This window comes from Actinomadura monticuli, assembly GCF_041463655.1.
Taxonomy (GTDB): Bacteria; Actinomycetota; Actinomycetes; order Streptosporangiales; family Streptosporangiaceae; genus Spirillospora; species Spirillospora monticuli.
This window is the reverse complement of sequence record NZ_JAXCEI010000014.1, coordinates 1-26,898: the sequence shown is the minus strand read 5'-3', so window position 1 is coordinate 26,898 and position 26,898 is coordinate 1. Positions and strand designations below refer to the sequence as shown.

Here is a 26,898-nt window from a genome sequence, read left to right as displayed (position 1 = left end):
CTCCGCCCACCGTCCTCCGGCCCCCACTAGAGTTCTACGGACGACTCCCCCGATTCCCCCTTCAGGATCACGATGACCACGCACGCAGGAGAGAACGGTGAGGCCCTGCGCCCCGAGGACCCCGAGCAGCTCGGCCCGTACCGGCTGATCGGACGGCTCGGCCGCGGCGGCATGGGGACGGTCTACCTCGGCGAGGACACGGCCGGGCGCCGCGTCGCGGTGAAGGTGATCAACCGGGAGCTGGCCGGGGAGGGCGCGTTCCGGGAGCGGTTCCGGCGCGAGGTGACCGCGGCGCGGCAGGTCCGCCGGTTCTGCACCGCCCCGGTGATGGACGCCGAACTCGACCACGACCCGCTGTACGTCGTCACCGAGTACATCGAGGGCCCGAGCCTGGAGCGCGCCGTCGCCGACCGCGGCCCGCTGCCCGGCTCCGACCTGGAGGGCCTCGCCGTCGGCGTCGCCACCGCCCTCGCCGCCATCCACGGCGCCGGGATCGTGCACCGCGACCTCAAGCCCGCGAACGTGCTGCTGTCGTCCACCGGGCCGCGCGTGATCGACTTCGGCATCGCGCGGGCGCTGGACGCCTCCGACGGCCCGACCCGCACCGGCCAGTTCGTCGGCACGCCGAACTACCTGCCGCCCGAACTGCTGCGCGGCGAGCAGGTGTCCCCCGCGTCCGACGTGTTCTCGTGGGGCTGCGTCGTCGCCTACGCGGGGACGGGGTCCGCGCCGTTCGCCGGCAACACGGTCCCGGAGATCTTCTACCGCGTCGTGCACGAGGAGCCGAAGCTGGACGGCCTCGACCCCGGCCTGCGGGACGTGGTCGCCGCCGCGCTCGACAAGGATCCGCGGCGCCGGCCGTCCGTCCAGGAGGTGCTCGGGAGGCTCGTCGGCAACGGGACGACCGACCCGGCGGCGCTCGCCGAGACCGTCCAGGCGAGCTGGCACGGGCCCGCGACCGGGCCGGCGGGGCCCGGCGGGGCGGCCGGGGCGGGCGGAGCGGCCACGCAGGCGTCCGCCGCGCCCACGATGTTCCAGCAGCCGAACGGGATGCACGGCGCCGACACCACCCGCCGCGACGCGCGGCCCGGCCCCCGTCCGGGCGGCGGCCTCCCCCGCCGCGCGCTGCTCATCGGCGGCGCGGCCGCCGCCGCGGTGCTGCTGCTCGCCATCGGCGCGTTCGCCGTCCTGCGCTCGGACGGCCCGCCCGACGACCTGGCGACCGCGTTCAGCGACGCGTTCTCCAACCCCGACTCCGGCTGGGGCGACATCTACGACAAGACCTACGCCTACGAGAACGGCAAGTACCGGATGCAGACCAGCGGCACCACCGGCGTGGTCGGGCGCTGGGTGCCGAAGGAGCAGGTGACGGACATCCCCGACCCGGTCCTCGCGACCGTCACCGTGTCGGTCGAGCAGAGCCCCGCGGACGCCATGTTCGGCATGGTCTGCCGGGCGAACGACGACGGCAAGAAGCAGTACCTGTTCCTCGTCCGCCACGACGGCAAGGGCGCGGTGCTCCGCAAGAGCAACGGCGACGCCGGCACGAAGGACCTCGCGACCCCCGACTCCGTCCCCGGCTTCGACTCCAAGGGGCCGAACAAGCTGCAGGTCGCCTGCGAGGGGCAGGAGAAGGACGGCCCGAAGGTGCGGCTGCGGCTCTGGGTGAACGGCGAGAAGGTCATCGACGAGACCGACACCGACCAGCCGCTCGCGAACGGCTGGGTCGGGATCCAGATCGAGCGGGGCGGCAACGCGACCCAGCAGATCGTCGCCGACTTCGACGACTTCGACATGTCGAAGATCCGGGGCTAGGCCGGCAGGTAGCCGTTCGTCCAGCGGGTCAGCTCGTCGAACACCTGCGTCCGGGCGGGCTCGGCGGACAGCACCAGGTCGTGCAGGCCGCCGTCGATCCGGACGAGCGTGACATGCCGCCCGATGCGCGGCGCGTAGCGGGCCATGTGCTCGACGTCCAGGACGGCGTCGGCGCCCGTCACGTCCAGCACCCTGCGGGTCGGGCGGACGCTGCGCGTCGACGCCATGACGAGGACGGGCACGTCGACGTCCAGGCCCCGGTGCAGGCGGACCTGCCCGCGCCGGACGGCCGCCAGCCACGCCGCCCGCACCGGGAACCCGAGGAGCGGCTTCCAGGCGAGGTCGAAGTCCCATTCGCCGTCGTGCTCGCGGTGGAGGCTGCGCGGATACCGGTCCGAGACGCCCGCCGGCAGGTTCGCCTTCGGGAACCGGGAGCGCAGCGCCCGCGCCAGCCCGGCGCCGGCCTTGCGCATGACGAGCGGCTCGGCGAGGTCGAAGAACGGGCTGTTGAGGAACAGGCCGTCCACCAGGCCCCTGCCCTTCACCTGGTCGGCCCACAGCGCGGCGATCAGGCCGCCGGTGGAGTGGCCGTTCAGCAGGAGGGTGTCGTGGCCGTCCACGTCCCGGACGATCCGGACGGCCTCGCCGATCTCCGGGAAGTAGTCCGAGAGGCTCTCGATGTAGTTCGGCGTCTGGTGCGGCCTCAGCGAACGCCCGTACTTGCGGAGGTCGAGCGCGTAGAAGTCGAAACCGAGGCCGACGTAGAAGTCGGCAAGGTGCTTCTGGAAGAAGTAGTCGATGAACCCGTGCAGGTAGAGCACCGCCCGGCGGGACGGGTCGGTGCCCCGCCGCCGTACCAGCGTCGCCACGACCTCGCCCTCGGCGTCCCGGCCCATCGGCAGCTCCATCGCCTCGTAGCCGGGGCCGAGCACGTCGTCCCTCACGTCCATGCGTTCCTCCCGAACCAGCCCGCCGGTCACGGCGTCTAAGCGTACGGGCGCGCTGTCCAGGCGGGGAACGGACACCGCCGCCGCGCGCCCAAGAACTGAACGACTCCACCCTCCGCTCCGGGAGACGCCATGCAGGCCCCGCTTCGCGACCGTGACCCGCGGCATCTCGGCCCCTACCGGCTGACGGCACGGCTCGGGCGCGGCGGCATGGGCACCGTGTTCCTCGGCGCGGACGAGGCCGGACGGCAGGTCGCGGTCAAGGTCATCAACCCGGAGCTGGCCGACGACGACGCGTTCCACGACCGGTTCCGCCGCGAGGTGACGGCCGCGCGGCAGGTCCGGCGGTTCTGCACCGCCGCGGTGCTGGACGCCCGGCTGGACGGCGACCCGCTGTACGTCGTGACCGAGTACGTCGCCGGCCCCTCCCTCGACGAGGCCGTCAAGGCGGGCGGCCCGCTGCGCGGCGGCGACCTGGAGGCGCTCGCGGTCAACATCGCGACCGCGCTGAGCGCGATCCACGGCGCCGGGATCGTGCACCGCGACCTCAAGCCGTCCAACGTGCTGCTGTCCCCGACCGGGCCGCGAGTGATCGACTTCGGCATCGCGCGGGCGCTGGACGCGGGCGACGGGCCGACCAGGACCGGCCAGTTCATCGGCACGCCCGCCTACATCGCGCCGGAGCTGATGCACGGCCGGGAGGTCACCCCCGCCGCCGACGTGTTCTCCTGGGGCTGCGTCGTCGCCTACGCGGGGACGGGACGCGTCCCGTTCGCCGGCGAGACGCTCCCTGAGATCATCAATCGGGTGACCTCCGCCGACCCCGACCTGGACGGGCTCGATCCGGCGGTGCACGACCTCGTGGCGCGGGCGCTGGCCAAGGACCCGTCCGAGCGTCCCACGGTCAAGCGGCTCATCCGGTCGCTGACCGGCGAGGACGCCCCGGCGGAGCCAGCGCCGGCGGAGGCGGAGGCAGCGGAAGCGGAGGCGCCCGGCGCTATGCCGCCGCCTCCGGCCCCGCAGCCGGCGGCCGTCGCCGCCGAGCCGCCGACGATCCCGGCCACGGCGTCGACCACCGTGCCGCCGTTCCAGCCTCCACCGCCGTTCCAGCCTCCACCGCCGTTCCAGCCTCCGCCGCCGGGGATGCCGGTCCCGCCGCCGGGGGCGCGGCGCCCGTCCCGTCGCGGCGCGCACGGGCGCGCCATCGGCCTGACGGCCGCCGCCGCACTCGCCGGCCTGATCGGCGTCTCCGCCTTCCTGGGCCTGCGCGGCCAGGCCGACGGCAACGGTGACAAGGGCGGCGGCACCGTCGGCACGGACACCGGCGCGGTCGCCGCGAACTTCCACAAGGGGCCGCCCGACGACACCGACGAGGTCTTCGACGACGGCTTCAGCGACGAGGAGTCCGGCTGGACGAAGGCCTCCACCCCCACCTGGGACGCGTCCTACCGGGACCGCAACTACGAGCTGCACGTCCTCCCCACGACGACGTCGACGTCCGCCGACGCGCCGGTGCCGGACGTGCCCACGTCGCAAGTCATCGAGGTCAGGGTCGAGTCCGTCACGGGCGAGGGCGAGGCGGGGGTGTACTGCCGCGGGCGGAGCGGGGGCTTCGCGTTCCTGATCAAGCCGGCGGACGGCACGGCCCGGATCGTCCGCCTCGGGTCCGAGCGGAGGGGATCACTGGCGATCAACAAGGCCGAGCTCCGCGACGGCACCAACCGCGTCCAGGCCGCCTGCGTCCAGGGCGAGGGCGACACCGTCCACCTCGGCATGTGGGTGAACGGCCGGTCCGTGGCGTCGTCCATCGCCACCCCGGACGGGGGCGACCCGGGCGGCCGGAGCGGCCTCCTCCTCCACCGTCCCGACGGTGCGGTGGGATGGCCCGAGGCGGTCTTCGACGACTTCTCCCTCTGCTCGATCTGAGCCGGGCGAGCCGTGCGCACCGGATGCGGGCGCCGGGGGTCAGTCCTTGCGGCCGGTGGTCGCGACGGTGACGCCGAGACCGATCATCATCAGGCCGCCGGTGCCGCCGATCGCGGCGAGCCGGCGCGGCGAACTGGCGAACCACTCGCGGGCCGCACCGGCGGCGATCCCCCACACGCTGTCGCTGAGCAGCGCGATCACCGCGAAGACCAGCCCGAAGACCATCATCTGCAGGGCGACGTGGCCCTGCTCGCGGACGACGAACTGCGGCAGAACGGCCGCGAAGAACACCGTCGTCTTCGGGTTCGTGACGCCGACGACGAATCCCTGCAGGAGCGCCCTGCCACCCTTGCCGCCCTTGCCGCCCTTGCCGCCCGATTCGTCCGCGCCGAGCGTCTCCTGGAGGGATCGCCGGTGCCGGATGGCCTGCACCCCCAGGTAGACGATGTAGACCGCGCCCACGATCTTCAACGCGGTGAACACGACCACGGACCGCTCCACGATCGAGCCGATGCCGATCGCGACGGCCGCGGTCAGCACGAGCGCGGCGAGCACCCCGCCGACGACGCCGGCGAGCGCGGTGCGGCGCCCGTGCGCCAGCGCCCGGCCGACGACGAACAGCACGGACGGCCCGGGAATGATGATGATCGCGAACGCCATCACCGAGAAGGCCAGCGTCTGATGCAGCGAAACCATGGCCGCACACTACGCAGGACGGCCGACACGTCCCACCGAATATTCGCCCGCCCCCACCGCAGCGGCGCGGGGTCGCGGGGTGTCCGGGGGCGGACGCCACGAAGATCGTGACTTGGGCCACATTCTCTGCCAAAGTCTGGATCATGACCGCCCCCGCGTCCGAAGCGTCCGACCCGGTCGAGGCCGCCGTTCCGTCCGAAGCCCCGGTGGTGGCGTGGCGGCCGGTGCTGCTGCTGGCGGGCGTCCTCGGGGTGCTGCTCCTCGCCGTCAGCGCCCGTTACGGCTACCACCGCGACGAGCTGTACTTCCGGGTCGCCGGCCGGCATCTGGCCTGGGGATACCCCGACCAGCCGCCGCTGCTGCCGCTGATCGCGCGCGCGGTCACGGCGGTGTTCGGCGACTCGCTCGTCGCGCTGCGCGCCCCGTCCGCCGTGTTCGCCTCGGCCGGCGTGGTCGTCGCCGCGCTGACGGCCCGGGAGATGGGCGGCGGACGGCGCGCGCAACTGCTCACGGCCGCGTCCTTCGCGGTGTGCCCGTTCGCGGTCGCGGCCGGGCACCTGTTCTCCACGGCGACGCTCGACCTGCTGGCGTCCACGTCGATCGTGTGGCTGACCGTCCGCTGGGTGCGGACCCGCGACCAGCGGCTGCTGCTCGCCGTCGGCGCCGTGGCGGCGCTGGCGCTGAACGTGAAGTACCTGGTCGCGTCCCTGCTGGCCGCGCTCGTGGCCGGGCTGCTGCTGTCGGGCCCGCGCGAGTTCCTGCGCCGCCCGATGCTCGCCGCCGGGGCGCTCCTCGCCGTCCTCGCGGCCGTCCCCGGGCTGGTGTGGCAGGCGCGGCACGGCTGGCCGCAGATCGACATGGCGAGCGCGATCGCCGACAAGGAGGACTTCGCCGGGCGGCCCGGATTCATCCCGTTCCAGCTCGTCCTGACCGGCGTGTTCCCGTCCTGGCTGTGGATCTACGGGCTGTGGCGGACGTACCGGTCCGACGACCTGCGGACGTTCCGGTTCCTCGGGCACGCGTACCTGCTGCTGAACGTCCTTTTCCTGATCACCGCGGGCAAGCCGTACTACCTGAGCGGGCTGTGGGCGGCGCTCTGGGCGGCCGGCGCCGTGGAGATCGAGCGGAACGGCGCGCCGCGCGGCTTCGGATGGCTCGCGTCCGCGCCCGTGTACGCGGTCACCGCGATCACGACCGTGCTGCTGACGCTGCCCGTCTACCCGGTGAAGTGGCTGGCCGACACGCCGCAGCCCGCCGTCAACGCCGACGCGGCCGAGACCGTCGGATGGCCCCGGTTCGCCGCGCAGGTCGCCGCCGTCTACCGCGCGCTGCCGCCGGACGAGCGGTCCGCGGCGACGATCGTCGTCAGCAACTACGGCGAGGCCGGGGCGCTCGACAGGTACGGGCCCGGCCTCGGACTGCCCCGCGCCTACAGCGGGCACAACGGCTACTGGTACTTCGGACGGCCGCCGGAAACCGGCGGCCCCACCATCGTGGTGGGCCCCGACAACGTCGCCGAGGGGTCCGGGCTCCACCGGTACTGGTCGGACGTCCGTCCGGTGGCGATCCTCGGCAACGGCGTCGGCCTCGACAACCAGGAACAGGGCAAACCGGTATGGGTCTGCCGCGGGCAGCGCGCCGCGTGGACGCGGCTGTGGCCCGAGTTCAAGCGGCTGTCGTGATTCTCGGCGCGGATCTCAGACCGGGAGGACGTCCCAGACGCCGCCGCGGCGCACCATCAGGCTGTGCGTGAGCAGGCTCCCCGCCGGAACGTCCCACGCGGGTTCGGGGTTGTCCCGGTCCTCGGCCCACACCTGCGTGACCGCCCAGCGCAGCTTGTCGACACCGTCGGGATGGCCGGTACCGGACGCGACGAAGACGTCCCGCGCCGGGACCGCGACGACGAGGTCGCCGTCCACGTCCTGCGCCAGCTTCTCCAAGAACCCGTCGTCCAGGAGCAGGCCCGACTCCAGGGTGCCGCGCCCGGCCGTCCCGCCGAGCGACACCGTCACCGCGCGGACGTCCGGGTACCAGCTGAGGCTCAGCTCCGGGCGCAGATCGCGCAGGTTGATCACCGCGCGGCGGCGCAGCTCGGCCGGCGCGACGCCCAGCTCGGCGCAGTGCCGGCGCGCCACATGCTCGTAGCGGCGGCCGGACGGGGCGCCCTCGTCGGCGATCTCCAGCGCGTACGTGGCGTACAGGTCGCCGGCGAACGGGTCGCGGACCGGCTCCTCGTCCGCGGGCAGCGGGAACTCCAGCTGGATCTCCGCCGGCACCCGCGCCTTCATCAGCGGGACGATCAGACTGGACCGCGGGTCGGACACGGGACGTTCCTCCTGGTACCTGGTGCGGCCTGAGTGGATCACCTTACCGCCGCGGCGGGCGGTTCCGGGGCGCCGCCGGGAGGGACGACGGGGAGGCCGCCCGGCGCGCCGCCCTCGATGATCCGCCACAGCGCGTCGGTGTCCAGATGCTCCTCGACAAGATCACCGAGTATGTCCAGAGTCGCCTCCCGCAATTCCGCGAACGAGACGTCGGGGGCCGGGGTGAAATCCCTTCGGGCGTGTTCGGCGACGTCCTTGAGGAAGGCCCTTCTGAATCCGTCGTTCTCCATGGCGCCGTGCCAGGTCGTGCCCCAGACGGCGCCTTTCCGGCAGCCGTCCAGGAAAGGCTCGCCCCGCCCGGTCACGATGCCGTGGTGGATCTCGTAGGCGTGGACGTCCTCACCGTAGGCGCGTCCCGCGGGCCGTCCGAGGGCCTTGTCCTTTCCGAATTCGACTTTCGCCGGCAGGAGACCGAGGCCCGGTGTCGCTCCCGTCCTGGACTCGACGTCGTCCACGATCTCGTCGGCGAGCATCTGGTAGCCGCCGCAGATGCCGAGCACAGGCCGCCCCTCCTTGGCCCGTTCGCGGATCTCCCCGGCCATTCCCCTGTCGCTCAGCCATTCGAGGTCGCTCACCGTCGCCCTGGTCCCCGGCAGGACGACGAGGTCGGCCTCGGCGAGATCCCCGACGCTCGCCGCATACCGGACGATGACGCCCGGCTCGCAGGCCAGTGCGTCCAAGTCCGTGAAATTCGAGATGCGCGGGAACCTGACGACGGCGATGCGCAGCGTCTCTTTCCCGTAGGGGCCCCGAGCATCGGGCCTGGGCGCGTCCAATGCGAGGGTGTCCTCGGAGTCGAGATACAGGCCGAGCTTCCAAGGGAGCACGCCGAAGGTCGGCCGCCCTGTGAGGGCTTCAAGCTGTTCCAGCCCCGGCGCCAGCAGCTCATGCGCACCGCGGAACTTGTTGATGACGAACCCGGCGACAAGGGCCTGGTCCTCTTTCTCCAGCAGCGCGACCGTCCCGTACAGGGACGCGAAGACACCGCCCCGGTCGATATCGCCGACGACCACGACCGGCAGATCGGCGGCCCGCGCCAGCCCCATGTTGACGATGTCGCCGGCCCGCAGGTTGATCTCCGCCGGGCTCCCCGCCCCCTCGCACACCACGACGTCGTACTCGGCCCTCAACTCCTCAAGGCTTTCGAGCACGACACCCTTCAGCCGTTCCTTGTGCCGCCCGTATTGCAGCGCGTCGACCTCCGCCACAGGCCGGCCCAGGACCACGACCTGGCTCCGCCTATCGCTCCCGGGCTTGAGCAGCACCGGATTCATCACGGCCCGCGGTTCGATCCCCGCCGCCTGGGCCTGCATGTACTGCGCACGCCCGATCTCCGCTCCGTCGCTCGTCACCATCGAATTCAGCGACATGTTCTGGGCCTTGAACGGTGCGACCTTCACCCCTCGCCGGGCCAGCCACCGGCACAGCCCCGCCGTGACGACGCTCTTCCCCGCGTCGGACGTCGTCCCCGCCACCAGCAGCCCGCTCACCGCAGCACCCCGATGAGCGCCGCCGCCGCGAACGTCACCGCCGCCGAAAGCCCGACGGCCCGCCGGATGTCCCGCACCTCGGGCGCCTTGCCGTCCCCCATCTCGGGCCGCCGCTCGACACGTCCGCCATAAGCGTTGACACCGCCCAGCCGCACACCGAGAGCGCCCGCGAACGCCGCCTCCACCTGTCCGGCATTGGGACTCGGATGCTTCTTCCCGTCCCTCCGCAGAATCCGCCATGCCTCGGAGCCGCCGCACACCACGACCAGTCCGCCGGTCACCCTCGCCGGAACCCAATTGGCGACATCGTCCAGCCTCGCCGACGCCCACCCGAACCGCTCGTACCTCGGACTCCGATAACCGACCATCGCATCAAGCGTGTTGGCGGCCCGATACATCAGCAGCCCCGGAATGCCCGCCACCGCCCCCCACACCAACGGAGCCACCGAGGCATCCGAGGTGTTCTCCGCGACCGATTCGACAACGGCCCTGGCGACGCCCGGCGCGTCCAGTCCCTTCGGATCCCGCGCGCACAAATGCGGAAGCCGCTCCCTGGCCGCCGCCAGATCCCCCCGCTCCAGCGCCCGGGCCATGGCGAGCCCTTCACGCCCCAACGACGTCCCGCCGAGGACGGCCCAGGTGACCCCGGCGGTAGCGAGACCATGCACCCCGAACCGCCGGCTGACCCGCTCGATCACCACCCCCAGCGCGCCCGCTCCCCCGACGAGGACCCCGGTATAGACAACCCCGCGCCACCGAGAATCCCCATAGACGAATCGCTCACCGGCCGAGGCGACGCGTCCGAAACCCGCGACCGGATGCCACCGCCGAGGATCCCCCAGAAAAGCATCGAGCACGACACCGCCCACAAGCCCCTCAGCAGAGCCGCGCATCAAGCTCATCCCAGTGCCTCTCCAACCAGTCCTGCGCCCGCCGGATCCGCGGCCCCGCACCACCGTCCCAGATCCGCGCCCATCCCCCACCACGCCCGGCCCTCGCCCGCATCGCCCGGTAAGACCGCTCGAACCTCACCCGCGCCGCCGGCAGCACGTCCCGCCGCAACTCGCGCTCCAACCCGTACGCGTCACAGAAGACCCGCAACCTCCGCCCGACATCGGCGCGATACAGCAACGCGTCCCGATCGGCGGGATCCTCGATGGGCCCCCAATGCCGCAACGCCGTGACGACATCGAACAGCCGCGTCGTAGGCCGCGCCAGATCGAAATCGATGAAAGCCCTGGGCACGCCATCTCGAAAGACCACGTTCTCCGGCGTGACATCGCAGTGCCCGATGACCTCGGGCTCCCCGTCCACATTGGAGACGTCCCCGTCCCAGGCCGCCTCCGGCACCCCGTACGACGCGACGGCCTCGTGATACCGCCTCAGCAACCGTCCGACGCCCCGAAGCGCGTCCTCCGAAACCACGTACGCCTCCAGCGGCCGATGCGGCACCTCCCCGGGCACCCAGCTGAGCACCTCGCGCCCCCGCTCATCGACCCCCAGCACCCGCGGCGCCTCGAACCCCACCGCCTCCAGATGCCGCAGCACCCCGTGCACAGCCGGACTATGCGCCCCGAACGGCCTCCGCACCGTCTCCCCGACCCGCACCACGCCCTCCGACACGTCCCCGCCGGAGAGCGGAACCTCAAAGTCCACCGCCACAGCACCCAAAGATAGCCACCCCCGAGCCCCCTCACCCGCGGTAACGGCGTTATAGATGTGGAGCTGAACGACCCGCACCCTTACACTGTGTCCCGGCGTCCCGCCGGGCGCCGAGCGCCCGTAGCTCAGCTGGACAGAGCATCGGACTTCTAATCCGACGGTCGCGGGTTCGAATCCTGCCGGGCGCGCCCCCGTCTGACCTGCAGTCTTACCACTGCCAAGATCCACAATTCTGTCCGATATGCCTCCCTGTTTGCTCGATGTTTGCTCGGCTGTCACGCCCCCTGTCGCTGGGCCCCCCTTCGACCCGCTTGATCACCGGTGCGGACGGCTCTTGGCCGGTGCGCTGACGCGTCCGCGAGGGCCGCGGCTGGGCGGGGGCTGTGAGGCTTCGGCCCGCCCATCGGACCTTGCGACAGGCACCCGGGGCCCACATCCCTCCTCGGTTCGGATGCGGACCCCGGGCCCAAGAGTCCGACGTTCAGCCTCGGCTGGTCATCGGCTCGACGTTTCCACTAGGTGGACGACACGGCCCGGTACTGTCGTTTCGTCGGGTTCGGTTCGGGTGCGGGCGTTGAGGATGACGGCGGCGGCGTCTTCGGCGGATTGGCGGGCCAGGTCGGGTAGGACGCTGGTGTAGGTGTCGGAGGCGATGGTGATCGAGGACAGGCCCAGGGTCTCTTGGACGACTTTGAGGTCGTGTCCGGCGCGCAGCAGGATGGTGGCGGCGCCGTGCCGCAGGTCGTGCAGCCGGACGGGCGGGAGTCCGGCCTCCATGGCCAGCAGCAGGAACTGCTCGGAGACGGACATGGGCGCCAGCGGGTCGCCGTCGGGTTGGGTGAAGACGAATCCGGTGTCGTTCCAGGTGTCGCCTGCGGCCAGGCGTTCCTGGTTCTGGCGGGCGCGGTGGGCGGTGAGTTGTTTGATGGTGTGCTGGTCGAGGGTGACCTGGCGTTCTCCGGCTTCGGATTTGGGGCGGCCTTGTTCGGTGTGGCCGCCGTTCTGGGTGATCTGCCATCCGACCCGGATGGTGCCTTCGTCCAGGTCGACGTCGGCCCACCGCAGTCCGCATGCTTCGCCGCGGCGCAGGCCGCGGAAGGCGATGAGGTGGTAGAGGGTGTGCAGCCGGTGGCGGGCGGCGCGGTCGAGGAAGGTACCGGTCTGCTCGGGTGTCCACACCATGACCGGTGAGGGCCGCGGTGTGCTGACGTAGGCGTCCATCGGTTTGACGCGTCCGCTGCGCCCCTGCCCGTCTGGTCTGTCCGAGCGGCTGCGGCTCTTGGCCTCGATGAACACTTCTCGGGCGTGGCGCCATTCACGGACGCGTTCGGGTGTCCACACCAGCGCCTTGGGGCGGCGGCCCGACGGCAATTCGATCAGGGAGGCGACGTTGAGGTCGATGCGCCGTTCCCGGATCGCCTGGTTGAGGGCCGCGCGTAGGGTGGCGCGGATCCGGTGCATGGTCGCCGCACCGACCACACGGCAGCCCTTCACCCGTGCCCGAAGGCCGAGGTCGCCGGACTGGCGGGCGCGGATGATCACCTCGTTGCGTTCGTCGATGGCGTCGAACACCGCTTGGACGTCGGCGACGCGGAGCCGGTCCAGGCGGATGTGGCCGATGACCGGGTTCAGGTGGGTGACGATGTGGGTGCGGTAGCTGCGCAGGGTGCCGTTGCGCAGGCCTTTGCGTCCGGCGAGCCAGGTCTGCAGCCACTCCCCCGTGGTGATCGCGACCTCCAGGTCCTGCCCGGTGCGGATCTTGCGGCGCACCTCCTCCGCTATCGGGAGCCGCTTGTCCTTCTTCAGCGTGGTGGTGATGAGGTCGGCGATCCGGTCGCGGTCCTCGGCGTCGGCGCTGATGGCCAGCAGTTCGTGCAGCCGACCGATCTGGGCTTCGGCGGCGTCCTGGCCGGTGAACCCGCCCCGGCGGATCGGGGTCCGGCGGGTGCCGTCCGGGCGGGGCGGGAGTTCGAACTGGTAGTACCAGCTGCCGTGGGTCGGGCTCCAGGAGCCGCCCTTGCGGCGGAGCCTGGGGCATTTGCTGAGCAGTCCCCGGCCGTCCGGGGTGCGGCAGCCGCACGCCTTGTAGGTGGTTCCGGCAGGCATCCGGTGTCTCACTCGCTTTCTGGTGTGGGCTGTCCGGCGGTGTCGTTAAGGCCGAGCAGGGTGAGCAGGCCGGTGGTGGGGACCAGGTAGCTGCGGCCGACGCGCAGCACCGGGCAGGGGAACCGCCCGGTGCGCGCCAGCTCGTAGCTTTTGGTGCGCCCAACTCCCAGCGCCCGCCCCGCGGTGACCAGATCCACCACGGCGGGCAGCGTGCGGATCTCCGCCGGTGTCAGCCCCGGCCTCACCGCCCACCCCCGCACGCCGCGTGGGACGGCGGGGGCGTTGGGGTGCTGGGGGCGTCTGCCAGCGGATCGGGTCCGCTCCGGCGCCCGGACCTGTGCGCTGCAGGATGTGGGGCATCGGACTGTCCGGGGCCGAAGCACCGGTATGCACGCTCGCCTCCGGCCAGCCGGTCAAGCCCCGCCCCGTCGGCCCGCAGACCCTGGACGAGAGTCACGGGCGGGGTGATGCGCTGCGGGTGCCGTGGCGGGCTGGTCAGGTGCCAGGCGTCGCCGCATCGGTAAGCCCGAAGCCGGGCGCCGGGCGCACTGATGCGGGCGGCGTGCCGGGCGGTGCGGCGGGTGGCGTAGCGGGCGCGTCCGCATCGTCCGCACACGCCCAACTGGAGGATGGCGAGCATCTCCAGGACCCGCTCGCGCCCTGCCAGCTTGTGGTGCCGATGGTTGGTCATCGGGTCTCCTCCGGCAGATCGGTGAGCGTGGCTGGTTGGAAGAGCAGGAGGTCTTCGTGGGCGGTGGCGCAGGCGGGAATGCCTCGGTCGCGGGCGCGGCGGGTTTCCAGCATCTGAAAGAAGGAGGCCCGGTTGACCAGCCCGCCATCGCGCAACCCCGCCAGGAGAGCGGCGTAGCGGCCGGTCAGGACAAGGTCGTGGCGTTGGGCGGTCTCGACGACCTGGCCGGGCAGGTCGATCAGCTCGCCCTTCACCCGGATCGGGCGGACGGTCACCCCGATCACCCCGCCGGGCCGCAGCAGGGTGGCGCTGCCGGCCAGGATCTGCCCGAACCCGGCCAGCAGGCCGGGTAGGGGCTGGTGGGCGAGGTTTCCGCGGTCGGTGGAGTAGCGATGGTGGCGTTTGTCGATCTTTCCGCCGCCGTTGTCGCGTCCGACGTGGATTTGCCCGTGGGTGCGTGATCCGTACGGTGGTGAGGTGAGCACCAGCGCGGCTTTCCCGTGCAGGGCCCGGTAGATGATGGCAATGTTGCGGGCGTCTCCGCAGGCCAGGTGAGAAGTCCCTGTAGCCCCCTGGGAGTGCGCGAGCCTCAGATTGCCCAGGGCGAGGTGGACGAAATCGGGCTCGTACTCCACGCCTGCGGCGTCGCGTCCCAGGTGGATGGCCTCAACCAGGGTGGTGCCGATCCCGCACATCGGGTCGACCACCAGGTCTCCGGGGCGACTGAACGCCTTGATGACGGTGGCGGCGATGGCCGGCAGCATCTTGCCTGGATGGCGCATCGACTCGGGTGTGTAACGTCCCTGGCGCTGCAGCCGGGACGGGCGCTGTCCAGTCCCCAGCACCGACGGCAACACCTGGACGCGGGAGAGTTCTTCGTGGTTCATCGGGTCCCCCCGCACGACGGGCTGTCGGGACCAGGTGGGCCCGCGGGCTTTTGAGGTTTCTTGAACAGCGACACCGCGGCGTGGACGCCGACCGTGGGTGGCAGGGCGCTGGAGCGGGTGTCGCGGAGTTGGGCGAGGTCGGTGGGGCCGGCCTGCACGACCAGGGCGTCGCCCTCGATCGGGACGCGCAGCGCGATGACGTGCTGGACGTAGCGGAATCCGAGGCTTTGGGCGTGGCGGATGATGCGCGGCGCCGGGTCGATGAGGCGTCCAGCCTGATGGCGGGCCGTAGTGATGACGGCCAGGACACCGCCGGGTGCCAGCACCCGCCACGCCGATGCCAGGAACAGTCCGAGTTGCTCGCTGGTGAGCATCCACAGGTCGGCCCGGCACGCCGGGCAACCTGTTCCTGAGCCTCGCTTCGGGTTGTGGCCGCCGGTCTCGTACGGCGGTGGTGCGCCGATGACAAGGGAGACCTGGCCGAGGTGATCGGCCAGGCCCTTGGCCATCTGGTCGGGCCGGACGGGGCGCATCTGCACTCGTGTCAGCTGCTGCTGGTCGAGGGTGGCGCGGAGCCGGGTGCCGATGTGCTGGGCGAGCGGGAAGTGCGGGACCAGCGCGATGGCGCGCCGGTCGAGTCGGGCGGCCGTGATCAGGGTGGCTTCGCTGGTGGTAAAGCCTTCGGCGACCAGCGCCCCTGGGCTGGTGCAGGTACTGATCAGGTGCTGGGCCAGTTCGCGCCCGATGGTCTGGCGGTGCTGGACGCAGATCGCGGGGACCGGCCTTCCCCGGTTCGAGCGGGCGCCCGGTCCAGGCGGCTGGTCCCGGGTGTGAGGGTCTGGGCACAGCCAGACGGTGAGCGGGACCATGCGCCGCTCGCCGTTGGGCCGGTTGTTGCTGGTGGGCGGGTAGTTCGGGTTGGACGGTGTGTGGTTCATGTGCTGGGTGACCCGAGACGGCCACCCGATCCCCGTGCACCGATAAAGCACCGCCGAGGGGCCCGGTTTTCATGATCGGCCGGTTCATGATCTGGTCAAGAACTGCCGATCGGCCCATGACCGGGCGCTCATTGCCCTGCGGGCCTTGGAGGAGCCGGAAACGCCTACCGGCTCGGGGCTCGCCGAGGCGTTCAGGTGCGCGAATCGTCCTCTGGGCGGTACAAGACTTGATCAAGGATGTCGGCCGACTGTGAATTCGGGCCTGTTCGGCGGTGCTTCATGTGTGCCAGTCGAGATCACCGGGGAACGGCGCGGACCTCGGGCGGACGGTCAGAAACCCGGTCCCCGCCGCAATCATCCGTCTCACGTGTCCCGTCAAGGAGGACACCCGCAGCCTGAGGCCGCGCCGTTCTCCCGCTGATCGCACGACTGGCAGCCGATTCCATCGATCGACGTTCTGGAGACGCTGCCATGCGCACCCGCAGGAACTCGCACCAAACCCTCCATCGACTCATCCGGGAGTGGCCCGACCGAACCCGCGGTAAGAGCAGCCGCAGTAGTGGGCGGCCTAGGGCCTGTTCGTAGTTCAGATCATGGAAGGGGTGGGAGGCTGCGCAGCCAGATGACGCATCCGCGCAGGTGGAGTCCGGCCTGGTAGCTGTCGGGTGTCTTGTCGTAGCGGGTGGCCAGTCCTCGCCATTCCTTGAACTTGTTGATGCAGCGTTCGACGGTGTTGCGGTCTTTGTAGAGCTCGGTGTCGTGGCTGACCGGGCGGCCGCCGCGTCGTCCCTTCTTCTTGCGGTTGGCGCGGGAGGAGTAGGCCTTGTCGCCGGCGGCCGCGGCCGGCCGGGTGCGGGGGCGGCCGACCGGGCCGCGCACCCGGATCTTGTCCATGACGGGGATGAAGCGTGGGCTGTCGGCTGCCTGCCCGGGGGTGAGCACGATCGACAGCGGACGGCAGCGCCGGTCGGCCGACAGGTGCATCTTGCTGGTCAGCCCGCCTCGGGACCGGCCCAGCTCAGCGGCCTTCAGCCGGGCCTTGCGGCGCCGGCGTACCCGGCGCCGCCGCTGCCGTTCGGGGTCGGGCTCGTCGCAGGGCCGCTGGTCTACGGGCCCGGTTTGCCCTTTTGGTGAAGCCCCTTTTCCTCGGCCACGGCCTGCTCCAGCTCCTCCAGCCGCTCGGGCGCGACCACCATGCCGGCGGCGTGGTGATGTGCGCGGCAGACGCTGGAGTCCACGCTGACCAGGTCCAGGTCGACATCGCCCCGGGCTGCGGCCTCTTCGATCATCGCGTTCATCAGGTTCTCGAAGACCCCCTGGCCTGCCCAGGCCCGGAACCGGTCGTAGATCGTCGACCAGTTGCCGTAGGTGGTGGGCACGTCCCGCCACGGGCTGCCGGTCCGGAACCTCCACATCACCGCGTTGAACTGATTACGCAGGTCAGGGATGGGTCCGGACGCTCCCAGCGGCAGGTGGGGCTCGATCAGTTCCCACTCTGTGTCGGTCACATCACCACGCGTCATGCACCGGTGATACCGCCCGCCCCCGATCCAGCGTGGGTGAATCACTCGATTGTGACCAGCGGCAACTGATCCGGACTACGAACAGGCCCTAACTGGACAGACCCGCCTCCGGGTTCCTGGTGCTGGCCGACAAGGGCTACGTCGGCGCCGGCCCGCACGTCAAGACGCCCTACAAGGGCAAGGACAAGCCCCAGCCGCTCAAGGACGCCAACCGCTCCCACGCCAAGCTCCGCGGACCGGGTGAACGCGCCAACGCCCAGCTCAAGAGCTGGAAGATCCTGACCAAGCTACGTTGCTGCCCGCACCGGGCCGGTCATCTGGCCAAGGCCATCCACGTCCTCCAGAACCGCGAGCTCAACGCAGATTGAAAAAGGTTCACGGCGTTGGGTCTTCCGCCGGTCTTATCAGCACGCCGGGAGTTTATAGAGGACTATTGCCGCCGGTCCAGCATGTTATGAATTTACCATTCTGCTCACTACTGTTTCGGGTGATTTGTCAATTAGTCAGATATGTGACACCGCCCGCCCGCTTCGGAGGTCCACGCGAACCTGCGGACCATCCATTTGGGAGATTACCACGCTACCGCTCTCCCAACGCACGTCAGTAATAATGTCCAAATCCACCCGCCAGTCAACATCACCATTCTTTCGCACAGCGAAAACGCCAACCTCTGTCAAGACGATTAGCTTTCCGAGTTCGGAAATGAGTCGCAGGTTGCCAAAATGAGATTCAAGGCTAATCTCTCGATCGATCACCATGCTTGGCCATATTCGATAAAGGCTCGAATTGCATCCAATCCAATATGCCCCACCCCATTCACGCCCAAGAATTACGGGAGATTCAAATTCCGAATCCGCTCGAATTCCCACGGCCGCTCTCTGATCGCTGTCGCCACCAACATCAGTCTGGGAAAAGACGAATACGGGACCCGAACCCGATCCGTACTCATTTGCAATCTCCAGGTCAGAAAAACATCCGATGCGCGCCTCTCCCGGGCTCGACCAGATCGAGCAAGCCATCGCACCACTGTCGAACGATATAACGAGCATCGACACCTCTCATCGATATCTTGAATTTGACCCAAATAGGTTTCCAGTAATCAAACGGTTTCCGTCCCAGACCGTCTCTGTTTTGAGCATACCATCAGGACCCTTCAGCAATCCCTCTCTCACTGTTCGCCCATTCTCCTGGACTCGCACCACAGAATTGGGATCATTGAACACTTCATCAAGATGCTTGGAAAAAAGTGCACGCCCTGTTGCGTTATCTCCAATCCCAATCCGGTTAAGTTGACTGGCCATGGTACCAGTTCGTTCGATGTTGTGAGCTGATCCAGTGGCGTTTCCGAAGAAGTATTCCAGCTTAGTGCCGATGTCGGGCCTGACCCCTAGTGCTCCGATGGGGGTTTCTCCGGCTCCGTAGCCGCTGCTGATGGCGCCTCCGGCGGTCATGGCTCCGGATATGGCGCGGAGGCATAGGCCGGAGCGGGCGCAGGCGAGTCCGGCTGCTTGGAAGGCTCCGGATTCGCAGCCTCCGGCTGCGCAGAGGATGAGGCCGGCGGTGACGACGGTGGTGATGCCGCCGATGACGAGGGCTTGTTTGAGGCCGGAGTCGGTGGTGTCGTGGCCGGTGAAGGGGTTGTGGGCGCAGAGGCTTTGGGCGCTTGCGTTGACGGTTCGGCAGAAACCGTCCCATTGGTTGTCGTCTAGGCCGGCTCCTAGGAAGGCGATCGCGTCTCGGAGGGTGAAGTCTTGACTGCCGCGGTAGCCGAGGTTGAGGAGATGCTCGTAGGTCTTTCGTGGCAGCGCGTGGCCGAGTGCGGGTGCTGCCAGTCGGTCTCCGCCGGGTTTGGCTCCGAAGTGGGGGGTGGTGGGGCCGCAGTAGCTGTCGCAGCGCTGGGAGCCTTTGGGTGCGTTCTTCGGTGTTTTGCTGCAGTCGTGGTTGACTTCGCAGCCGTCGACGCGGAGGCCTGAGGGGTCGCTGTGGGTGACGGGGTTGTTGCTGGCGTAGGTGTAGCCGTTCATCTGCAGCGGGTCGGCGGTGTCAAGGACGGGGTCGACGGAGATGAAGCGGCCGGTGTCGGGGTCGTATTCGCGGGCGCTGAGGTGGGTGAGTCCGGTGGGGTCCTTGGTGGCGCCGAGGAAGCCCTTGTCGTTGGGCCAGGTGGCGTCGTCGTCGAGTCCGCGGATACCGCCGAAGGGGGTGGAGCGGCGGACGGCGGTCTGCTGGGTGGTGGTGTTGACGGCGATCTGGGCGGTGCCCTGGTGGTCACTGGCCAGGTGGGTGATGGTGCCGTCGGGGGTGCGCATCGCGACGGTCTGACCGGCGAAGGTGTAGTAGCGGGTGCCGGTGGCGGTGGGGGCACCGCCGAGGGCGCGAAGTTCGGTGCCGTCGGGGAGGTAGAGGGTGGCGCCGGCGGGGTCTTTACGGAGAAGTCGGTTGCCGTCGGTGTCGTAGACGAAGGTGACGTCGTTGCCGTTTTCGGTGACCTTGGACAGTTCGCCTTCGGTGTCCCATTCCAGGGTCTGGCCGGTGTTGGTGGGGCTAGCGTCGATGGCGCGTTTGGTGGTGTTGCCAGCCGCGTCGTAGGTGTAGGTGTCGGTGCGTTGGCCGGTGGGACCGTTCTGGGTGACTTGGTTGAGGCGGTTGCCTTGTCCGGTGGGGGCGTAGGTGTAGGTGCGGGTGGTGTCGGCGGTTCCGCCGATGCCGTGGCGGGTTTCGCCGGTGCGGTTGCCGGCGGTGTTGTAGGTGAAGCTGTGCCAGTAGGGGGCCGGGCCGCCGATGACTGTGGCGGTGGGTTCGGTGGCGCAGGCGTCGGTGGTGCCTTGGGTCCATGCCTGGGTGAGGCGTTGGAGGTGGTCGTGGGTGAAGCATTGGTTGTCGGTGCCGTCGCGGGAGACGTCGGTGATCGAGGTGATGGTGCCGGCGTCGGTGTAGTGGTAGGTGGCGTAGCGGTCGTCGCCTTGTACGCCTTGGTGGGACGTGCGGGCGGTGGCCGGCCGTTGGGTGCCGTACTGGTAGGTGAAGGTCTGCCAGGTGTGTTTGTCGGCGGGCCCGAGTTCGAGCAGGTTGATCTTGTCAGTCGGGGAGTAGACGACGTCGTTGACGTAGGGTGTCTGATCGGTCGGGCTCGTGGCGCCGGTCAGGCTGGTCGGGCGCAGCAGGTCGTCGTACTGGTAGGTGATGCTTTCGGCCGGTAGGCCACCGGCGGCTGGTTGCGACTGCCCCAGAATCGTTTCGTCTAGGCCGTACTGGGTGGAGAACAGGTAGCGGCCGGCGAGTGGTCCTTGTGAGTCGGGAACGGTGAGGGCGGTCTTGTCGGCGCGGCCGAGCTCGTCGTAGTGGCGGACGGTGCTGGTGTAGTCGCCGTCGCCGGTGTGTCTGGTGGCGGTGGCGAGTTTGCCCTTGCCGCGGGCGACGGTGTCGTAGGTCCAGGACGCCAGGAGAGGGCCGTCGGCTGTGCCTGCGTGGGTGGCGGTCTTACGTCCTAGGCCGTCGTAGGTGGTGAAGACCTTCTTGTCTCGCGCATCGGTGGTGGAGACCACGCGGTCCAGGTCGTCGTAGGTGAAGGTGGTGGTGCCGGCGTCCGGGTCGGTGGTTGTGGTTTTGCGGCCGAGGAGGTCGTAGGTGGTGGTGAAGGTGTTGCCGGAGGGGTCGGTGACCTCGGTGAGCAGTCCGGCTGGGCTGTAGGTGTAGTGCGTGGCGTCGTAGTCGCCGGTCGGGGTGGCGGCCTTGTATTGGCGGCGTTCGATCACTTGGCCGCGGGCGTCGGTGATTTCGGCGGTGGGGGTCGCGCCGGCGGGTGGAGTGATCGAGGTGCGGTTGCCGCCGCCGTAGGTGTAGGTGGTGCGCCACAGTTCGGAGTCGGGCTGGGAGCCGTTGCCAGTGGTGAGTTTCTCGACGGTCTTGCGGCCCAGTCCGTCGTATTCGGTGCGGGTTTGTGTCTCGACCTGGCCGGGGGTTCCGATGCCGAACAGTTCGGGGCTTGGTGCTCCCTCGGCCGCGTAGGGGGCGTAGGTTTTGACGACTTGGCCGCGGTCGTCGTAGAAGGTGTCGCTGACCAGGCGTCCGGACTGGCCGGGTACCTGGGCTTGGCGGGGGCGCAGCCACCCGTCCAGCAGCTTGATTCCCGATACCCGCTGCGCGCCGGTCGCGGTGAGTGTCTGGGTGGTGACGGCGACGATCTGGTTTTCGGTGACGCGGTATTCGTACTCGTAGTTGGGGTTGCGGTCGTTGGCTTTGGACTGGTTGGGCAGCCATACCTTGATGAGCCGGCCGAGTGGGTCGTAGGCGTAGTCGGTGCGAAGTCCTAGGTTGGACTGGTCGATGGTGGTGACCGGGACGCCCCATGCGGGGTCGAGGTACTGCACCGTCGTCAGTGCCGTGGAGGAATCGCCTGGTTTGGCGGGCGGGCTGGTGGTGGTGATCTGGGTGTTGAGGCCCTGAGTGTCGACGTAGGCGGTGGTGGCGATCTGGTCGGCGGCGTCGGTGACTTTGGTGGCCCGGCCGTAGTCGTCATAGACCGTCGCGGTCTGAGCGACGTACTTGGGGGCGGCGCCGTCGTAGCCGGCGAGTTTTTCGACCTTGGTGGTGCGGCCTTTGGACGGGGCGGCTCCGAGTGCGCCATCGTCGTAGTAGGTGAGCACGTCGGAGAGAACCTGGGCAGGGCGCTCAGGGGTGGCGGTGCAGGCGACCGAGACGGTCTCCAGCCTGGAGGAGAACTTCACCATCCAGGCGCCGGTGTTGTCGGCGTAGTCGGTGCGGGTGCACTTGTCGTCGGCGGGCGTGCTGGTGTCGCCCAGGTCGTTGACTGAGGTGACCCTGCCGACCCCGGGGCCGGAGTCTTCGAAGGTGTTGTCGGTCTTGGTCTCGGTCCAGCCGCCGCCGTCTTTGACGGTCCAGGTTCGGGAGGTGTCGGTGGCGGTCACGTTCGCTGTCGTGGTTCCCCACGACCGGGTGCGTGAGGCGGTCTGGACACGCCATGGGGTGTTGACCGTTTTGGAGTGGACGCTGCCGCCTGGGCCGGTGTACTGGACGGTCTTGAGCGTGAACCCCGCCAGCGCGTTGTGGTCGGTGTGGGTGCCGCCCTCGCCGTCGGAGACGGTCACCGATTTGGTGCCGCCGGACTTGGTTTCACGGTCGCCGTCCATACCGCGCAGGTAGTAGGTGTCGGCTTGGGCGGAGGGGGTGTTGTAGGAACCGGTGAGAGTGCGGACGTGACCGTAGCCGCGCCATTGTGACCAGGTCTTGTATTTCTCCTTGGAGAGCCCGTCATCATCGTCGAAGTGCCAGGCCGCGCCGCCCAGGTATTCGTATTTGGTGGCCATGTCGGGAGACAGGCCGGTGCGGTCGGTTTGGATCACGGAGGTGACCACGTACTTGTGGAACCAGTCGGTGATCGGGTCTTCGCGGCCGGGCGGTGTCCAGATCACCGGCATGCACCGGGTGGAGTTGGTCTCCGGTGTCGGCAGATCGTTTAGGGAACAGTCCGGGTCGGAGTAGTTGATATCGATCTGCCCGCCGGACTCGTCATAGATCGCGCCGACGCGGTAACGGACATAACGCGGGATGTCGTCGCCGGTCTTGTCCAGCCGGTTGTCCATCTGGACCGGGTTGAAGGTGACTTTCGGCAGCGTGGTCGTGGATCCGTCGGCGGCGTGGCCGGTGTGCTGGATGTCGTCCAGCAGCAGGTCACGTTCGATGTCGGCAAGTCCCCAGGAGTGGTTCATCGACCAGGAGTCCACCGGCCTGTAGCCCGATCCGTCGTCCTTGAGGATCTGGGTGGTGATCTGGGTGAGTCGTTTGCGGGACCAGAATGTCGGCGCCAGCGCGCCGTGGGTGTCCTTGCATTCCTGCCCGGCATCGCAGTGCAGGTCCCATGGGACGTCCCACCACTTGTCGGGGTTGCTTCCGATCTTGGACGGGTCGCAGTCGAAAGTGTCGTTCGGGATGCAGCGTTCGGAGGTGCTGAAGGTGACCTGGGCCGGTGCCTTGGCGAACAGGGCGCCCTTGCGCAGCCCGTAGGAGATCGTCTTCAGATAGCCGCCGCGCACATACGGGGTTTCGTCGGCGGCCTTGAGGTTGCGGCCGTAGTGGTTGGTCTCCTGGCCGTAGGTGTAGTTGATCGCGTTCCCACCTGGGTCGACGACGTAGTCCAGGTTCCAGCGGTAGGCCTGCTGACACCAGGACGCGGCGAAAGTCGACTCATGGCACGGCTCCCCGGAGTCATCACCGAACACCGGGGCGGTCCAGGTCGAGTTGGTCTCCGGTTTGCCTTCCGTCCAGCCAGGGAGGCGATTGAGGCCGAAGAAGTACTGGATGCCGTCGGTGGTGGTGACCTTCCAGTATTCGCCGTCCTGGTCACCGTTGCCGTTCGAGGAATCGGTGAGCTTTTCGAATCTGGTGCCGTCGTCATCCTTGAGCCGCCAGGTGCCGTCGGACGCCTTGATCAGCTCTCCGCCCTTGCCGCCCCAGGTGACGGTGGCGTTGTCATAGCCCCAGCACTGATCCGCGGGGTAGTTGCCCCCGCTGTCAGCGGGAACCCCGTCGTCCTTGCAACCTTTGTAGCGTCGCTCGATGTATCCCGGCCACAGATCGAAGCCTTCGCCCAGCCATGACGGCTGCCCATTGGAGTTGGCGGTCCGTCCGTCCACGCTGCCCGATGAATAGGAGATATCGACCTGCGGAGTCAACTCGCCGGGCACGGGCGGCACCCGTATCGGATACGACCAGGAGAAGTCGCCGCCGTTCCCACCGGCATTCCAGGTCGCCGACGCTTCCAGAGAAGTTGACCCGTAATCGCCTTGTGAACTGTCAGTCCCGGCTGCGGCGACCAACAGTGTCGCGCCCTGTCCCGCCGCCGCGGCGGGGGCCGCCTCGACCTCGGCCGTCAGCGTCTTGGCCGCGCCGTTATTCCTGGCTTGCACCGGTTTGGATGTCCGGCACTGTGGCTTGTCCGGCGTCGTCAATGCGCACGCCGGCAACTCCAGCAGCCGCAGCCGTGCTCCGTAAGCGCCGCCGTATGCCTGGGTGAATGCCCCGTAGTCCAGTCGAAGCTTCACCCGCCCCGGCTCGGTTGCATCGGTACGGGCGACGGTGAACGCCAAGCCGTCCACACCTGTCCTGCGAGCCGCCTGCTGGTCCAGCACCTGTACCCGCACACGCTGCGCCTGCGGCGCAGAACCTTCGGAAGACCGCCGTCCGGCAGGCGCCAAGATCTCTACTGGGAGTTTGCCCGCCCGAGCCGTGGTGCCCGAGGTTCGGTCTCCGGATTCCGCCGCTGCGCTGACAGGCACACTGACCTCAGCGGCTCCAGGCGCCGGCCACGCCGCCTTCGCCGCAGGGCCCGGCTTCACCGCAGTTGTCTTGCGCGGGCGAGCCTTCACAGGGTGGCCGTCCACGACCCGCTCGTTGGCTTCGACTTTCGGCCTCTGGGAGTTCGGCGGGTCGGCCAATGCCGGTGGCACCGACACCAGTCCGGCCGCTAGTGCCCCCGCGATCACGGTCGCCACCGCGCGCGCGGATCGGCGCGGTTCCATAATCAGCGTCCGGTGACGGCAGTTTACTCGGCCAGCCTTCACGACGTCCTCCACAGGGCGGTCCCTCAAACGGGCACGCTCGGCATGCATCGAAGTCCAAGACGGGTTTGCCGGGAACGGCCGCGACCCAGTAGCGGCCGGGCGAGCCGCTAAGGCCCGATCTGGGCGGGGAATTCCATGTCGACGGCAAGGCCGGCGATCTGCTGCGGCGTGAGCGCACCTTGGTAAGCCCACACGTCATCGATCGCATCCGGCCAGAACTCGGTTCCGTCGGCTGCGCCGAACTTGTTGCGGCCGACCTGCAGACCGCCATTGTTCTTCGCCTCGAAGGGCAGCACGCCGTCCTCCTGCGACACCCCGTCGGAGGTTGCGTCGAGTTGTCCGTTGACGTAGAGGCTGATCCGTTGGCGCAGCGCGTCGTGCACCACCGCTACATGGACCCATTCCCCCAACTGGAAGTTGGAATGGGAAGCCAGCAGCGGCGTGGCGGCCGCATCGTCGGAGTTGCGCATGACAACCTGCCAACCGCCCTGCTCCTCAGGATCTTCACCGGGCATATATCGCAATGCAAAAGCGTTGGTTTGGGCGCCGGGTTGGGAGAACACCGTGGCCCCCTGCAGTGGGCGTCCGGTGTTGCGCACCCAACCGGCGATCGTGAAACTCTCATCCGTCCGTACCGGCGGCGTGGGGGTCTCAGCGAACGCCTTGTCAGCGGCCAGCATCAGCCCAGCGGGCGAGGTGCCCCACCCCAGCCCGGCATCAGCATCGAGGGACGCACCGTTGTGGAACACCAGCCCGGGGGCCAAAGGGGGGTACGGATCCGCCTGGCCGTCCACGTTGAGCATCCACCGGGAACTAAGGACCGGGTGCTCGGTGACCATGCCCTCGGCTTCGTCCGCACCGACGATCCGGTCGTAGACGCGTACATCGTCGACCAGTCCCGGCCAGTGGTCGGCGGGCTGGCTGAGCCAGAGGCTGCGTCCGATCTGGAAGCCGCCGGTTGCGTTCCATGCCGCGGGAACTATCGGACTAGGGGTTCCCGGCTCACCGTTGACATAGATCTGCAGTCTCTTCTTCGTGTGGTCGTACACTCCGGTGAGGTGGGTCCAGGCGTTGAACCTCGCCTTGCGGGGCGAGTACGCCTGGTAGGCGGTCATGCCGGACGAGTCTGACTCAACCATGGACAGTACCCACTTCTGGGTAGCCGGCTCATATTTCAGATAGAAACCGCTTTTGTTTTCCCCGTCCTGGCTGAGGACAGTTCGGGTGCGGTCGTCACCGTTCAAGTGAACCCACGCCGATACCGCAAAGCTTTTGCTTGTATCGATCAGCGGTTCACTGGTGGAGGCATATCCTGTAGAGCCGTCCAACTGAGCCGCTCGATCGACGTGGCCGACGGCGCCCGTCGTCATGCCTCCATGCACAGCCGCCGAGACAACCGGCTCACCCTCGCGGGTCACCGCTTGCAAGTTAGTGGCGCCGGCCGGTTCGTCGAGCTTGAAGGTGGCCAGCGGGGCGGAGCCGGCATTCGCGCGGAACTCGTAAGAGACGACCGGGCCGACCTGGTTCGACGGCGCCAGTCCCTGCACCGTCAGGACGTTTTGGCCTGTCCGGGTCGGCGCGAGCTGCACCTGCTGCGCCGCGCCGGCGGTGGTCTGCACCGTGGTCACCGGCTCATCGTTCAAGATGATCTCGAACCGGTCGGCGACACCTGCCGGATCGGAGATGGTGAAAGTTCCAGCCTGGCCCACGCCACCGTGGTCCGCGCCGTCCTGAGGGTAGTCGGTCGAGGTGATCGTCGGATCACCTGGTTTGGCCGGTTCGTAATAGAAATAGCAGCCCGTTTGCGCGCCGTCGTAACTCCACGGTCCCCACTGCTCACCGTCCCAGGCACGCACCCCCCAACCGATCTTCGTCCCCTCAGGGATCGACGGAGGCACCGACATGTCGAATCTGCTGCCCGTCGTTTTCGGCCCCACCAAACCTGATGTCCATTTCGGGCCCCAGTCCGAACCGTCCGGATTGTTCGCCCAATGCAGCGTGAACTGCCCCTGCACCTTTTGCTTGTCCTCGTCGTCGGGATCTTTCAGATAGGCGTACAGGATGGAGAAGTCATTGACTATCTTAGCCTGGCTACTGGGCAGGCACTTGGTGCCTGGGTTGGCGTACATGGACCCTTTTTCATCCTCGGGCGGGCTGGTTGATCACAGCATGATCGCGAGTTGATGGATTCCCTTTGGACGCAGAGAAGCCCCTGGTAGACGGGTTGATCACCACAACCCACACCGTCTCACC

General features: G+C 68.9%; 16 protein-coding genes, 1 tRNA gene and 2 pseudogenes. 5 read left to right on the top strand and 14 right to left on the bottom strand.

The genetic code is table 11. The features are described 5' to 3' along the window. The first annotated feature begins 72 nt into the window (after positions 1-72). Entirely contained in the window at positions 73-1,815 is a 1,743-nt protein-coding gene (locus tag SM611_RS27745; RefSeq protein ID WP_371953118.1) for a serine/threonine-protein kinase, read from the top strand. Here SM611_RS27745 and SM611_RS27740 read toward each other — a convergent pair. Further along, positions 1,812-2,765 carry an alpha/beta hydrolase gene (locus tag SM611_RS27740; protein WP_371953117.1) on the bottom strand — a complete coding sequence of 318 codons (954 nt, stop codon included), beginning with the start codon at positions 2,763-2,765 and terminating at the stop codon, positions 1,812-1,814. The genes SM611_RS27745 and SM611_RS27740 overlap by 4 nt on opposite strands. Positions 2,766-2,894: 129 nt before the next feature. Here SM611_RS27740 and SM611_RS27735 point away from each other — a divergent pair, with 129 nt between their 5' ends. Beyond that, positions 2,895-4,688, top strand: coding sequence for a serine/threonine-protein kinase (locus SM611_RS27735; RefSeq protein WP_371953116.1), 1,794 nt, complete (start codon positions 2,895-2,897; stop codon positions 4,686-4,688). 39 nt (positions 4,689-4,727) lie between these two features. Here the strand turns inward: SM611_RS27735 and SM611_RS27730 are convergent, their stop codons facing one another. Continuing rightward, on the bottom strand, positions 4,728-5,384 hold the full coding sequence (locus tag SM611_RS27730; protein WP_371953114.1) for a LysE family translocator: 657 nt from the start codon (positions 5,382-5,384) through the stop codon (positions 4,728-4,730). Positions 5,385-5,527: 143 nt separating this feature from the next. On the opposite strand from SM611_RS27730, the gene SM611_RS27725 reads away from it, so the two are divergent. Next, on the top strand, positions 5,528-7,066 hold the full coding sequence (locus SM611_RS27725; protein ID WP_371953113.1) for an ArnT family glycosyltransferase: 1,539 nt from the start codon (positions 5,528-5,530) through the stop codon (positions 7,064-7,066). 15 nt (positions 7,067-7,081) lie between these two features. Here SM611_RS27725 and SM611_RS27720 read toward each other — a convergent pair whose 3' ends face one another. The 4 genes from SM611_RS27720 to SM611_RS27705 are packed head-to-tail and all read right to left on the bottom strand — an operon-like array spanning position 7,082 to position 10,815. Next, positions 7,082-7,708 (bottom strand): DUF1444 domain-containing protein, encoded by a 627-nt coding sequence (locus SM611_RS27720; protein ID WP_371953111.1) that lies wholly within the window; start codon positions 7,706-7,708, stop codon positions 7,082-7,084. Positions 7,709-7,746: 38 nt separating this feature from the next. Beyond that, on the bottom strand, positions 7,747-9,258 hold the full coding sequence (locus SM611_RS27715) for a cobyric acid synthase (protein ID WP_371953110.1): 1,512 nt from the start codon (positions 9,256-9,258) through the stop codon (positions 7,747-7,749). Further along, complete coding sequence (locus SM611_RS27710) at positions 9,255-10,160, bottom strand: cobalamin biosynthesis protein (protein WP_371953109.1); 906 nt, start codon at positions 10,158-10,160, stop codon at positions 9,255-9,257. Before SM611_RS27710 ends, SM611_RS27715 begins: the two co-directional genes overlap by 4 nt. Beyond that, entirely contained in the window at positions 10,135-10,815 is a 681-nt protein-coding gene (locus tag SM611_RS27705; RefSeq protein WP_371953107.1) for a phosphotransferase, read from the bottom strand. The genes SM611_RS27710 and SM611_RS27705 overlap by 26 nt, the downstream gene beginning before the upstream one ends. 219 nt (positions 10,816-11,034) lie before the next feature. On the opposite strand from SM611_RS27705, the gene SM611_RS27700 reads away from it, so the two are divergent. Next, a tRNA-Arg gene (locus SM611_RS27700) sits at positions 11,035-11,108 on the top strand. A 307-nt stretch (positions 11,109-11,415) separates the two neighbouring features. Here the strand turns inward: SM611_RS27700 and SM611_RS27695 are convergent. From SM611_RS27695 to SM611_RS27675, 5 genes and pseudogenes are all read right to left on the bottom strand, one after another. Further along, complete coding sequence (locus SM611_RS27695) at positions 11,416-13,026, bottom strand: tyrosine-type recombinase/integrase (RefSeq protein WP_371953105.1); 1,611 nt, start codon at positions 13,024-13,026, stop codon at positions 11,416-11,418. 8 nt (positions 13,027-13,034) lie between these two features. Then, positions 13,035-13,286 carry a DNA-binding protein gene (locus SM611_RS27690; protein ID WP_371953104.1) on the bottom strand — a complete coding sequence of 84 codons (252 nt, stop codon included), beginning with the start codon at positions 13,284-13,286 and terminating at the stop codon, positions 13,035-13,037. Between the two features lie 427 nt (positions 13,287-13,713). Next, positions 13,714-14,604: a TRM11 family SAM-dependent methyltransferase gene (locus SM611_RS27685; protein WP_371953102.1), complete on the bottom strand. Its 891-nt coding sequence runs from the start codon at positions 14,602-14,604 to the stop codon at positions 13,714-13,716. Next, positions 14,601-15,542, bottom strand: coding sequence for a hypothetical protein (locus SM611_RS27680; RefSeq protein ID WP_371953101.1), 942 nt, complete (start codon positions 15,540-15,542; stop codon positions 14,601-14,603). Before SM611_RS27680 ends, SM611_RS27685 begins: the two co-directional genes overlap by 4 nt. 591 nt (positions 15,543-16,133) lie before the next feature. Further along, positions 16,134-17,065 (bottom strand): annotated as a pseudogene (locus tag SM611_RS27675) (IS5 family transposase). A 107-nt stretch (positions 17,066-17,172) separates the two neighbouring features. Between SM611_RS27675 and SM611_RS27670 the strand changes: the two are divergent. Then, a pseudogene (locus tag SM611_RS27670) lies at positions 17,173-17,433 on the top strand (transposase family protein); the annotation flags it as partial. Between the two features lie 135 nt (positions 17,434-17,568). Here SM611_RS27670 and SM611_RS27665 read toward each other — a convergent pair. The 3 genes from SM611_RS27665 to SM611_RS27655 all read right to left on the bottom strand — a co-directional run bounded on the left by SM611_RS27665 (position 17,569) and on the right by SM611_RS27655 (position 26,774). Further along, positions 17,569-18,120 carry a hypothetical protein gene (locus SM611_RS27665; protein ID WP_371953100.1) on the bottom strand — a complete coding sequence of 184 codons (552 nt, stop codon included), beginning with the start codon at positions 18,118-18,120 and terminating at the stop codon, positions 17,569-17,571. A gap of 3 nt (positions 18,121-18,123) precedes the next feature. Then, complete coding sequence (locus SM611_RS27660) at positions 18,124-24,657, bottom strand: RHS repeat-associated core domain-containing protein (protein ID WP_371953099.1); 6,534 nt, start codon at positions 24,655-24,657, stop codon at positions 18,124-18,126. Positions 24,658-24,752: 95 nt separating this feature from the next. Continuing rightward, on the bottom strand, positions 24,753-26,774 hold the full coding sequence (locus tag SM611_RS27655) for a LamG domain-containing protein (RefSeq protein ID WP_371953098.1): 2,022 nt from the start codon (positions 26,772-26,774) through the stop codon (positions 24,753-24,755). Between the last annotated feature and the right edge of the window lie 124 nt (positions 26,775-26,898).